8 protein-coding genes are annotated in these 12,979 nt (G+C 38.7%); 3 read left to right on the forward strand and 5 right to left on the reverse strand.

Annotation, left to right across the window (positions count from 1 at the left end; translation table 11 throughout):
- Positions 1-3: 3 nt before the first annotated feature.
- The 3 genes from ACOKFD_RS11935 (at position 4) to ACOKFD_RS11945 (ending at position 4,812) form a co-directional block, all read left to right on the forward strand.
- The gene (locus tag ACOKFD_RS11935) at positions 4-753 is read left to right on the forward strand and encodes a sulfite exporter TauE/SafE family protein (RefSeq protein ID WP_422858137.1); all 750 of its coding nucleotides are present in this window, start codon (positions 4-6) and stop codon (positions 751-753) included.
- 65 nt (positions 754-818) lie between these two features.
- Complete coding sequence (locus ACOKFD_RS11940; protein WP_422858138.1) at positions 819-3,737, forward strand: GAF domain-containing protein; 2,919 nt, start codon at positions 819-821, stop codon at positions 3,735-3,737.
- Complete coding sequence (locus tag ACOKFD_RS11945; protein WP_422858139.1) at positions 3,730-4,812, forward strand: ion channel; 1,083 nt, start codon at positions 3,730-3,732, stop codon at positions 4,810-4,812. The genes ACOKFD_RS11940 and ACOKFD_RS11945 overlap by 8 nt, the downstream gene beginning before the upstream one ends.
- Positions 4,813-4,835: 23 nt before the next feature.
- Here ACOKFD_RS11945 and ACOKFD_RS11950 read toward each other — a convergent pair whose 3' ends face one another.
- From ACOKFD_RS11950 to ACOKFD_RS11970, 5 genes are all read right to left on the reverse strand, one after another.
- The gene (locus tag ACOKFD_RS11950; protein ID WP_422858140.1) at positions 4,836-5,243 is read right to left on the reverse strand and encodes a response regulator; all 408 of its coding nucleotides are present in this window, start codon (positions 5,241-5,243) and stop codon (positions 4,836-4,838) included.
- A complete protein-coding gene (locus ACOKFD_RS11955) occupies positions 5,240-7,060 on the reverse strand; it encodes a PAS domain-containing sensor histidine kinase (RefSeq protein WP_422858141.1) in 1,821 nt (606 codons plus the stop codon). The genes ACOKFD_RS11950 and ACOKFD_RS11955 overlap by 4 nt, the downstream gene beginning before the upstream one ends.
- A 41-nt stretch (positions 7,061-7,101) precedes the next feature.
- The gene (locus tag ACOKFD_RS11960) at positions 7,102-7,494 is read right to left on the reverse strand and encodes a hypothetical protein (protein ID WP_422858142.1); all 393 of its coding nucleotides are present in this window, start codon (positions 7,492-7,494) and stop codon (positions 7,102-7,104) included.
- A 783-nt stretch (positions 7,495-8,277) separates the two neighbouring features.
- On the reverse strand, positions 8,278-11,727 hold the full coding sequence (locus ACOKFD_RS11965) for a VIT domain-containing protein (RefSeq protein WP_422858143.1): 3,450 nt from the start codon (positions 11,725-11,727) through the stop codon (positions 8,278-8,280).
- An 88-nt stretch (positions 11,728-11,815) separates the two neighbouring features.
- On the reverse strand, positions 11,816-12,835 hold the full coding sequence (locus ACOKFD_RS11970; protein ID WP_422858144.1) for a helix-turn-helix transcriptional regulator: 1,020 nt from the start codon (positions 12,833-12,835) through the stop codon (positions 11,816-11,818).
- Positions 12,836-12,979: the final 144 nt, after the last annotated feature.

Consider the following 12,979-nt stretch of genomic DNA (forward strand, 5'->3'; position numbering starts at 1 on the left):
CCCATGACTTTAACTGACGGTTCCGCTCTTACTGCCTTTTCACTTGCCGCACTCGCTTCCTTTCTTATGGGTCTTTCCAAAGCTGGATTGAAAGGGTTATCCATATTCAATGTAACTCTTATGGCATTGGCCTTTGGTGCCAAAAGCTCAACCGGCCTGATTATGCCCCTGCTCCTGGTGGGAGACGTTTTTGCGGTTTCATATTACAATCGCCACACGCAATGGAAGTATATCATCCAATTCATACCCTGGATGATAATCGGTATTCTTATCGGTGTTTTTCTGGGTAAGGACCTTCCCGAAAAAACCTTCAAACTGGGTATGGTCATCGTCATCTTCATTAGTCTTGGCATTCTATTCTGGTGGGACAGAAGAAAAAGCCAGAGTGTCCCTAAACATTGGTCCTTTGCTGGTTTTATTGGTATTGTTGCTGGGATTTGCACCATGATAGGAAATCTCGCGGGAGCATTTACCAATATTTTCTTTTTGGCGATGCGGTTACCAAAAAACGAATTTGTGGGTACTGCGGCATGGTTGTTTTTAATAACCAACCTATTCAAACTACCATTTCATATTTGGGTCTGGAAAACCATATCCTATGAGACTTTGTTAATCGACCTAAAATTGTTGCCCAGTATAATTTTGGGTCTATTTGCGGGTGTTGTTTTACTTAAAAAGATAAATGACAAAAACTACAAGAAGTTCATCTTACTGATGACTGCGATTGGGGCGGTAGCCATTTTGTTCAGATAGCACTTAAATTCATGGCTATTAATCCATTGCCTGTTTTTTTCTATATTTAAGTCTTACCTCAATTCATGAAGAATTGTACCGGCCATATTTTAATACAGCTTTTTTTGGGCATTGTGCTTTGTTCTGCCCAAAACTTTAGATATACTTATTACAAGCATAGTGACCTCCCTTTTAAAAAGGTTTCCGAAATCAATCAAGACGCCCAAGGGTATATATGGATAGCTTCGGATAAAGGGTTGTTTCGGTTTGATGGTACTCAATTTGACGATTTTAACCTCACCCTAAAAAGTAGAAATATTAAGTCCCTCCTTTCCACCCATAGGGACACTTTGTATTTTTCCAATGATGAGGGTCTCTTTCGGCTCACCTATCAAGAAGGGCTACCAAAAATCAATAAATGGGTGGAAACTAGTGAAGCAGAAAACCTAATGGGTTACCCCGAGGAATTGTTCAGGGATTCAAAAGGTCGGTTTTGGGTAAGCCAACTAGATGGAAGCGTGTTTTCCATTGATGCATCCGGAAAATTGCAGAGAAAGTTCCAATTGTCAAATCATCCTAAAACGGGAAAAATCACTTTTGGAGAGGATAAAAACAATACGATCTGGGCGATGATTCCCGATGAAGGTTTGTTCTATTTGAATGAAAATCAAAAGAAATTCACTTTGTTCCAGACCTTTCCTTCTTGCCAACATTTTGCCGCGAATGGTGCAAACCTTGTTGTGGTAGGCAATGATATCAAGATTTTCACCTTGGATGATAAAAAAAATGTGAAACGGGAAAAAGTCATCAATTCTGATGAAATTCGATTTAACCAAATCTCAAAGGACCTTGAGGGAAATTATTTTCTAAGCGCCGATAAAGGACTATTTTCTTTAGACATTGATAAAGGCATTTTTCAAAAGGTATTTGGATCGAACGATCCACACCGTGTTGAAGAGCTCCCCTTTGTTTCATTTGACCATCTTTATTTTGCACCAAGCGAATTACGTAAAGGAGGGGATATTTGGGTAAGTACACAACAGGGCTTCGGAATCTTGCAGTTTTCCTTTTTTCAAAGTGTTTCTGGCCTACCGCATGATAATGTTTTAAGTATAAACACCCATTCTAAAAACAAGGTTTTGCTGGCTATGGGAAATTTGTTTCAGCTGGAAAAGGCCAACACTTCTTTTTCATTTGACAAAAATCTAGAGCTTTCACGCATTTCTTCAATAAGTACTTTTAATGATATGACTTGGTACGGAACCAGTGATGGAAGTATTCTTTTCTTCAAAAATGGTTCACAACAAAGAGTCTATAATCTTAGTGAGGTCGGCGGAGGAATCTTTTTTATGTCCACCGACCATGTTGGAGAAACTTGGTTCTGCCAGGCACCACTTGACAAACCTATTTTAGGGGTGAAAAAAGTATCAAGCAAGGGCATTATTGTTGACTACGGTGTTCAAAAAGGGATAAACTCACGCATTTTGGTAATCAAGGAAGGGGGAAGGTCTGAAATTTATGCTGCTGGAATCGGAGCAGATTCTTACCTGTTCAAATATGATAGAGAGAATGATACGTTTCAAGACAAAAGCTTATCCTTCAAATTTGAAGTAGGCAGCAATTTCGAAGTGCACGACCTTACCATCGACCATCAGGGTGTAGTTTGGTTGGCAACTACAGATGGTCTGCTAAAGTATGACACCGAAACCATAAATCGTGTGAATCTTGGCCCTTTTACAACACAAGAGATTAGGTCCATCACATCTTCAAAAGATGGAAACCTCTGGTTGGCCACAGATACGAATGGTTTGATTTTCTATGGAAAAAATAAATCATACGTACAGTTTGATGAAAGCAGCGGAACACCTTCAAAGGTTTCTACCTACAGGAACCTAAGTATTGATCAGAATGAATTTTTATGGTTTGGTACAGCCGAAGGCGTGGTGTATTCGTCTGTTGCCAATGCAGGGCCTTTGCAGACCAAGTCTCCTATAATTAAGTCTATTCTAGTTAATGATAAAAATGTCGAGCAAAATGAAATGCTCAATGTCCATGAAAAGTCACGGGTTGAGTTGCACGTTTCCACTACGGCATTTCCTGGAAAAGAAGTTTTGTATCAGTACAAAATAATACATGATGAGCACTTAAAAATAGGTTCCGACCATGCTTCGTGGTCTGACCCCGTTAGCTCCTCCAAAATTTCTTTGCCAGAAATCAAAAGCGGTAAGTATACCCTTAAAATTCGTGGACAACAAAAGGGTGGACATATGTGGAGTGCCCCTTCAATACTAAATTTAACGGTAAAGTCCATGTGGTATTCCACTTGGTGGGGTGTCTTAATTCTTTCAATTGGCGGGATACTTCTTTTTTGGATAACTACGCGTCAATGGGGTCGTTTTAAAACCCGCAACTTGAGAAAGCTTTTATTGGAGGAGCAATTGATACTAGCAAAAAAAGAGGCCCTTTTGGTTAAAAAGGACAGCGCCTTGAGGCTTCAGCAGGAAGAACTAAAAAGTACGGGCGCTAATGTTTACATGCTCAATCGACTTTTGTCCTCTTTGCCTCAGTCCGGCACATGGCCCGAGATATTTAAAGGCCTAAAAAGGTTGGTTGAACTCCCTACGGGAATTGATGCCTTCGAAATAGCAAGAGTTGAGGGAGGAGAAATAAGGTATCAAGGATTCTATAGAAACAAAACAGGGCATATCCGAAGAAAAGAGGAGTTCAATGAAAAAGAAAACTTTGCCAGCTATGTCGCCACCACCGGAAAGCCCTTGATTATAGACAATGTGTCCAAACAAGCTCTAAACTACCTTTGCAATGTTTCTGAAAATGACTTTTCATCCCATCTATTCGTTCCGTTCCAACAACAGGGAAATACTGCCGTTTTTTGCGTTTATGGTACCGAGGAAAAGAAGTTTTCGCAACGTGATTTATCCTTGATACAGATTCTGACAAGTTTCCTTGGCCTAATCACATCAAAAACCCTGAAAGAAGATGCATAAGATATCAAAATGCATAATGAGCTTCGGTGTGATTCTATTCTTGGGAGTAGCAAGCCTATGTGGCCAAACTCAAACAGACACATTAAAAGTTGGCGTTTATAAACAGGTGCCGTTTGTTAATGGAGACAATGATTCATCCTTTTCTGGTCTATCCATTGATTTATGGGAAAACATTGCTTTAAAGAACAATGTCCCCTTCAAGTATGTTGAGTTTAGTGATGCTGTTGGGGTGATACGGGCTTTGGACTACCAGGACATTGACCTCGCCATAAACCCAATGAAGAATACTGCAAGCCGAATGCAAAAATTTGAGGTCAGTCAGCCTTTTCATATTTCGAGTCTTGGAGTTGCACTTACCTCATCAAGTCAAAGTCAATTTCAAATTTTTATCAGTAACTTTTTTTCACGTGATTTTTTGAACATCGTGATTTTGTTGTTGCTGATACTACTTTCTTTCGGAACCATACTCTGGTTTGTGGAAAGACGCTCCAACCGATATCAGTTCAGACCGGGAATTCTTGGCCTTTTTGATGGGCTTTGGTGGGCCGCCGTTACCATGACCACAGTTGGCTATGGTGACAAAGCTCCTAAAACCAATTTGGGCAAAACAATCGCCATCATATGGATGTTCACCGCAGTGATTATCATTTCAAGTTTCACTGCGACTATTGCCTCTACGCTTACGGTAAATAGTCTGGAGGGAGAAATCAATAGTCTGGAGGAGCTTAAAAGTGTTGAACTTATAGCCGTGGTGGGGGCGAGCCCAAGTTCAGATTTTCTTCAACTTAGCGGGTTTGGAAATACCAAACTATACCGTAGCCCGCAAGAAGCACTTTATGCGTTATCTAAAAAAGAAGTCAATGCACTGGTTCATGACAGAACTACGATGCACCATTTAATTCAACAACTGCAAATACAGGAAAGTGTTCAACTTCTACCATTGAGTTTTGAAGAAGGATATCGAAGCTTTATGATGCCCAAGAACCATTCCTTTTTTGATGTTCTGAATCAAGAGATAATTTTTCAAATCCAACAAGATTCGTGGAAAGCACTGCTTTTGAATTATGGATTATAGTGCTGGTGATTTCTGTTTCGAATCTACTCTTCGGCAACAGTACTTTGGGAGAGCTTTTTTAGGTCGGCACGTGTCAAAGGTTTTGTAATATAACCATTAATGAACTCATATTCCTTTGATAAATTTAAATCTTCAGGGGCTATGGAAGAAGTGAGAATATGAATTTGAATGGAATCGCGAACTACACTTTTGACCTGACGCAATTCTTCCAAAAGTTCCCAACCATTCATTACGGGCATATTGATGTCGAGCAACATAATTTCCGGGAGATGTTCAGGGGTTTCAGAAAGCTCCACCAACCTATTATAAGCTTCCAGTCCATTTTCAAAATGAAGTACTTCATCGGTCAGGCCAGAAGAGGTAATAAGCACCTCGGCAGCCTCTCGAAAAATAAAATCGTCATCAACTAAAAATACTTTTTTTGTTTTCATGCTTTTGTTTGTTTAGGGTTTGGAAATCTTAGCACAAAAGTGGCTCCTTGGTCCACCTCACTCATTACTTCAATCTCAGCTTTCATAGCATCCATTTGATTTTTGGAAATAAAAAGCCCTATACCTTTAGCGTCTTTGTTACCATGAAAAGTCTTGTACATGCCAAAAAGTTTATCGCCATGCCGTTCCATATCAATTCCTCTTCCATTATCCTTAAAGGAGATTGTGGCGTCTCCATCTTTCTCATAAGCCTCCACAACAATACTCAGCTTTATTTTGGGTTTTCTATATTTTAAGCTATTGGTAAGCAAATTGAGAAAGATGCTCGATATGTAGGGTTTTACCCCATAAATCTTTAGATTCTCCTCAATTTGTATGTCAATATTTGGACTAATTTCTTCAACATGTGCATTTATGCTCTCCAAAACCTCGGTCAAAGTCCCTTTTACATGTACCCATTGCAAATTGATATTGGAATCTGATTGAATTTTAATCACCTCGTTCAACTGAACCACAGTTTCATCCAAACGATCAGAAGAAATTCTTATCATTTCCAAAAACCGTTGTTGTTTTTCTGGGTTGGTGTTCTCCAACAACATTCCGGTGAGCATGGATAGGTTACTTGAGTTGGACCGAAGATTGTGCGAAACGATATGAGCAAAATTCAACAAACTTTGATTTTGTTTCTCGGTGGTGTTAAGTAGTTGTCGAAGTCTGTTATCCGCTTTTTTTATTCGGGAAACATCGGTGTTGGCCCCTACCATTCTAATGGCGTTCTCTTTTTCATCCCTGAACACTTTTCCCAGACCATGAATATGCCGCACCGACCCATCTGAGGTTTTAATCCTAAACTCTGTATTGAATTGCTTTTTTCCTTCAATAGCTTCTTGAACTGCTTGAAGGCTTCTTTCGCGATCATCGGGATGTATGGTACTCTCCCAGGCCTCAACCTCTCCAGAGAAATCTTCCTTGTTTACCTGATATAAATCATACATATTATCATCCCAAACCAAAACGTTGTTAACGATATCGTAATCCCAAATCCCAATATTGGAACTCTCGACAGCTACCCGCATTCGGTCTGTAAGCACCTGATATTTTATGCTTGCTCGTTTTGACTGATCAATATCTTGGAAGACTCCAAAAAGACGTGTAGCCTTCCCATTCACAATCTCCGTGCTACCTATTGAACGCACCCATTTTTCATTTCCCTTTGCTGTAACTATGATGAACTCTTCATCAAAGGAGCCTCCATTTTCAATGGTGTCTGAAACCAGTTCCATAATCCGTTCGCGGTGTTCCCCTTTCTTGTAAAAGTTAATCCCACCTTCAAGGTCTGGTATGTAATCTTTGGGAACCTCATGTATCTCTTTGGTCATATCCGACCAATAGATTTTATTATTGACCATGTCAACCTCCCAACTTCCAATTTTAGCGGTGTGAGCGGCCTGTATTGATAGATCAAAAGCTATTTTCTTTTGTGTGACGTCTTCAAAATAGAGAAAGTATCCAGAACGTGAGACATCCGGATAGAGAACCAATTTGTGCCATCTTAGTTCACCTTTTCTAGAGACATAGGAGACAAACTCACTAATGGGGTTTTTCAATAACGATTTCTTCCTTTTGATTTCCATAAGGGAATCTGGTATTCTCCCAATTAAATCCTCTAGATTGTTGGGAAGTCTATCCGAACCCAGAAATCCAAAATACCCATAGAACACCTCAGAATGTTCCTTTATTTCAAATTGGTGGTCAACAAGAGCTACAGGAAACGGAAGCTCTGACATATCAATACTTGAACCAATCTTTAAACTCATGGGATTTAATGAAATAGTTCAAATAAAACGTAAGAATTTTCTCAATATTGTTTTTGTGTGAAGGTATCCACCTCCCAAGGCAAATACATTGTATTCTTTGTAAAAACAAGCCTCAACCCATTAAGGGTAAAGTCTGGCCTATTAAAACTGGAAGCCCCTATTTGCTTATTATTTTCTACAAGAAAAAACACACATATTTTGTTCTTTTCCTTTTTAAAAAGCACATCAAGTTGGCTGAATTCCTCACTCAATTCCAAGCATTTTAAAAAAACCTTGGTTAGGATGGAATATCCAATGTGTTTTCTCATCAGGATTTTTACCTTTTTGGTGGTATTTACCCCTAGGTTTCCATAAGTAAAAAGTTCGTGTAAATCATCTTCGTTTCTGTTTCCCTTTAGCCCCCATTGATTTAACTCTTGAAAAAAATCTGCCATAGAATTCCCTTTTGTGAATTTTACATTTAAAGATTAAAAAGACACTTTGGAGTAAAGGGCAAATAAAAATTAAGCCTAGTATGGCTAGTTTGAAATGTGTAGTTGTTGTGGTTTTCTGAATCGAATATAAGAAATTTATTACGGTTTTGGGTGGGTGTCATGTTTAGAAAACCCACCTTTGTATATCAATGCAATAGGCAAAATCCGAAAGACATCGTTCTACAACAAAGGAGAATATGAAAAAAATATTGAGTTTGGCCAGCATAGTCTTATTAATCCTAGCTGTCTGTATAATCTATTTAGGAATGCAGAGGGAAAGTATTTTTAATCCTCCCAATATCACAGGGGTTGGTTTCATTATGATAGGAATTGTACTTATACTTTTGAAGAAGCATATTAAATAGAAAGAATGCTCCATCTGAATGTCCAAACTCAAATTTATAGAGGTTCCCAGAGGCTTGACTGATAAGAAAGAACAGCTCCAAAACGGTTTTGGATTGGCATCTATCTGTGAGCAATAGTGCCGTTAAACATCTGAAAAAGAAAAAATCCGCAACCATCTTTTTCTCAATGTGTTACGGATTTTTGGAGTGGTCCCACCTGGGACTGAACTATTCTTTTATTTGATTCATTTTCAGTGATTTGTAAATCAATAAGATTGATTACTCACCGAAAAGCTCACCAAAACTATGCCGGATTCTAAATGAACTTATTTGATTTTAAATATAGCCATAATTAAATTGAAGGACCTCTTTTCAATACATTTTCTGGTTCATTTTAAAATCAAAATTTCAAACTACCAACCTCTAATTCATCCTCTTCTTTGTCAAGCCGAACTATTATCGTTTCCTTCTTTTCATTTGACCTACCATAGTTTGTAAACATCGTAACTTTCAATACAGTTGGACCAGATATTTTTTGAACATTGTCTGCATAATAATCAACCAAAACCTTATACTCTCCTCGAGGTGCATTTTTCAACATAAACTCCTCGGGGCCATAACCTTCTGTCATATCTTCTGACATATGCCCGCCCAAATTGGTTTCCACATTACTGTAATATGCCTTTTCTCCCGTTGGATCTACAACCCATAAATCGATATCGGTATCATTATGGTTCCAGTCTATTACAACCCGAACATCAACCGGAATTTCTTGGAACTTTTCCTTTTCAGATTTAGTAAGTCTCAACTTCTTTCCGTACTTGCTGACCAATCTCGTCAACTCTACATACGCTATTTGCTCTATACCATAAAATCGTTCTTCTTCATCTTTTTCCAATAGCTCACCATTGTAGAGCGCATATAGTAAATCATAGCTTTCCTGGATTTTACCTGTTTGCTCATATGCCATGGCCAGGTCTCGATACGAATGCGGTTCCTCGGGCCTTAATTCCAGTACTTTTTCGTAAACAATCGATGCCAGTTCGTACTGCTTAAAATATTCAAGCTTATAGGCCAAAGCTCTCATGATTTCATGGTTGTTCAATTCTATTTCCATAAGATTGGTGAGAATTGTAATCGCAACGTTAGGCCTACTCCTTTGGGCAAAAAAATCGGATACGTCCAAATAAAAAGACGGGCTGTTGGAAAAGTCATTTCTAATCTCCAAGTATTTCTGATAAGCCAATTCAATTGTGGACTCTTGTTCCAAAATCTTAATATAAGGAGTATCAGGATTCCATGATTTCAGTTCTATTTTCTCCGTTATCTGTTTATCCAATTCCTCTATTGCTTTCTGGTTGGATTCTAAGCCCTTTTTTGTAGTAATAATCACAACCCCATTAGCGCCCCTACTTCCATAAAGTGCAGAAGCACTCATCGACTTTAACACCTGTATGCCTTCAATATCTTCTGGTTTGATTTCTTGCATTGAGTTGCTATTCGCAGGAACTCCATCTATGATATAGAGTGGATTACTATCACTAGAAATCGAATTAACACCACGAATCTTTACGGTTGTACCTGAACCTGGTTCTCCTGAACTTTGAGTGATTTGGACGCCAGCCGCTTTTCCCTGCAAAGATTGGGCAACGGTGGTTACTGAAGCAGTGGCCATGCTTACTTTTTCTACACCATACCCAACCACTACAACTTCGTCTAGACTTGAAGCATTTTCTTCCAAAGCAACGGAAATTGAATTTGAGTCACCTATAACCACACTTGAGCTTGAAAAGCCTATGTAAGAAATAACCAGCTCATCATCTTTTTCAGCGTTGATGACAAAATTCCCGTCAAAATCCGTCGTCGCGCCATTGGTAGTTCCTTTTACCATTACATTCGCCCCTGGCAAGGGAGTATTATCAGCATCCAAAACAGTACCTGACACGATGCCCCTTGTTGAATCAATAGCAACGTTTATTCTAGCTGTGTTTGAGGTATTGTTTATGGTATTATTTGCTCCCGAAGTGTTATTACTATTCGAATTGTTTTGAGTTGAAGCTAAATTTCGATTATCTGATGTCTCCTTTTTAGATGGTTTCTTATTCTTCTTTGGATATTTTGTGTGGTACCATTCCAGAACGGTCTCATAGTCGTCAAGCAAATCCTCTTTTCTATCATTCAAGTCCTCAAGTCTACCAGCTGCCTCTTCCTCCAAATCTCCAATACGTTCTTTATATTCTGCCCTCAATTCTTGAGGCGGTTCAATGCGATAACGGACATAGTCTTCAATTCTATCCAATATTAGCATAGAGGTGTAATCCGTTATTAAATGATAGCTTTTGGCAAGTGAGATAATTTGCTCCTTGTCATCCTTGTCATCCTTTTTATTTTCGTTTAAGTGCTTCAATTTTTGTTTTGCCCATAGCCTTTTCACCAATTCATTTTCTTGAGCTTTTTTTACAGGAACTTTAATTCGTTCTGTCACTTTTCCTTGATATCCAAATAACAGTTCAATATTTGTTTCTTTTGAAAACCGCCCTGAAATAGAAAAATCTTCATAAACATTGGTCTTGGTTTTTGGATATACCTCATGGATAGCATTATTGGAAACAGTTCCTAAAAATTGAAAAGTCTCTTTCTTAAGAGCATTCAGGGCTTCTGTTTCTGGTAAGCGCACGAGATTCACGTAATTACCTCCTGACAAAGTTGCTATTTTGTTCAGTTGATCATGATTGGCGGAGGTGCTGGAATTGATAGTGTATATCGCCTGTTTGTTTGAAGTCAGAAAATCGCCAAGATTCGCCAAACCATCTGTTAGCAGTAGAATCTCATCCGATTTTGTCAAGGACTTGAATAGGCCCAAAGAAGTTCCCCCATCGTAATCCGTTTCTTTAAGTATATTTTTGAGCCCTTCCCAATTCCCATTCTCAATTTGAAAAACTCTTTTTTGGTGTATGGCATTGCTAAAGGCCATAAAATGAACCTCAACCTCTCTCAGGTACTCAAAATATGAATCTAGAATTGATAACTCCTTGTCCAGATTTCTATGTTTCAATGAGTACGAAGTATCCCAAAGCAACGTAACTTTTTTCGGTTTTTGTTTTAATCTGGAATTTGATTTGGGTTTCTTGTTGATGTAGAAATAATCTCTATAGCTTAAAATGTTTGTGGAATCGTTTGAACTTGGCAATTCTATGACTACTGGTGATGTCGGTATATGTTTTTGTCTTTCAATACCTGCTTTGAAAACATCATCCTTTTCCTTGAAAAAGAAGTTTTTATAGTTGGCACTCTTAATCTTGGGAAATAATTCTCTATTAAATACTTGTATCTCTATTGAAAAATCATCCAACTCTTCCTTCAAGCTTAATGGCAATTCATAGATGTGATGCTGATTGAATGTTGGCAGTTCTTGTTCAAACGTCAATACAATATGTTTATACCTTTTAGGTAATATAGGATAGACCCTGGCTTTGTAGTTATTCCCTTCTGTTTTTTCAAGAAGGCCTGGGTCAATTGTTTGCCGTACCGTGCTTTCAAAAGCAACTCGGGCCAACTCCTTTTCCACAATTACTGCATCTCGAAGCTTCCCATTGACATCCATTGCAAATTGCGAAACCGCCTGCCCTTCCGCCAAAGGAAAAACCAATTCTCCCTCCAGGGTGCGGTCCAACTCGTTATAAAACTTCATGTCATAAGTCGTATTCGCAAAATTGCCTACAATGTTCACACTAATTTTTAAACTGGAAAGTTTCAACTGGCTTGAATCCTTTAGTTTGACCTTTAAAGATTCTTGGGAGAAACCTTGAATAAACGTGAACAGGAATAGAAGTAATGTTATCTTTTTCATGGTTAGTTATTTTTAGGTATTGGGTCAAAACTCTACATTAACCATGATAATAAAAATCACTAATGAGCGAAGAGGGTGTCTGGTTGAGTTAAATAGGTTCATTCTTATATTTCTCGGCCGCATTCCTCAATTTCTCAGCAATTCGGTTTCTTAATTTTTCTGGTTTTAACACCTCCATGGATTCTCCAAAACCCAAGAGCAAACGTTCCAACTCAAAATTAGGTTTGACCAGAAAAGTAATTTCAATACTCCCATCTTCATATTCTTTAATCAATCGTTGTGAATGATGTAAAGGTTTCGTCAACACATAAGGGGCGTTATGTTTGTCAATCCACAACTGGACAACGGAAGGACGCACCCTACTTACCGTTACGCCAACCACATCTTTATAAAAAGCATCAGCATCAAAATCGTTTTCTTCATAAGGAGTTGGGAAATCATAATCCACAGCAACAATTCTATCCAAAGCAAGATTCACTACACCTCTGTTTTTGTTGCCCATGCCAATTAAAAACCACCGATTGTTGAATTCCTTAAGCAAATAGGGGTGAAACGTAATCACGTTCGCTTCAGTGGCCTTAAAGGACTTGTACTCTACTTTGAGCACCACTTTCTTTTGGATGGCTTGGTACAATTCATCCAGCCAATGCAGGCCCTTAAGGTTTTCATTCTTATCAAGATGAATAATGGAAGAGCTTCGGGTTTTCTCAGTGTAAACCTTGTCTTCCAATCTTTGGATAATACCCCCTAATTCTGAAAACAACGAGAAGTCTTTAAACTGCTTCAACATTTCCACTGTTTCGGAGAGCACACTCATGTCATTTTCATTCAAGGGGATGTCCGTCATCGAATAGCCTTCATCTGCATAGCGATAGTATTTCCTATCATACACCTCTATGGGGGCATTGTAGCCCAATTTGTCACTGCGCATCATCTGAATGTCCAACTGTACCGTGCGCTTGCTGACATTGATGGAACGCCCCTCATATTCATAGAGTGCATCGGAACAAGCTTCGATTAAATCTTCCAGGGTCCATTGCCGATACCCATTCTGCAAACATTTATCAATGGTCTTGTAGCGAATAAGCGCATTTTTATTGAGGGCCATACCTTCTATTTTTATTGAAAATTAAGCATTTCATTTATCTGCGCAAAAAGACTGCGTAGTTAGTATGAAATCTTTGTATGGAATCATAAAGCGCCTTTAAGCGCATCAGTAGTGCTCCGTCGAACGGGGAGTCGACGGGGCTTT

Source organism: Flagellimonas ulvae, from assembly GCF_049333175.1.
Classification (GTDB): Bacteria; Bacteroidota; Bacteroidia; order Flavobacteriales; family Flavobacteriaceae; genus Flagellimonas.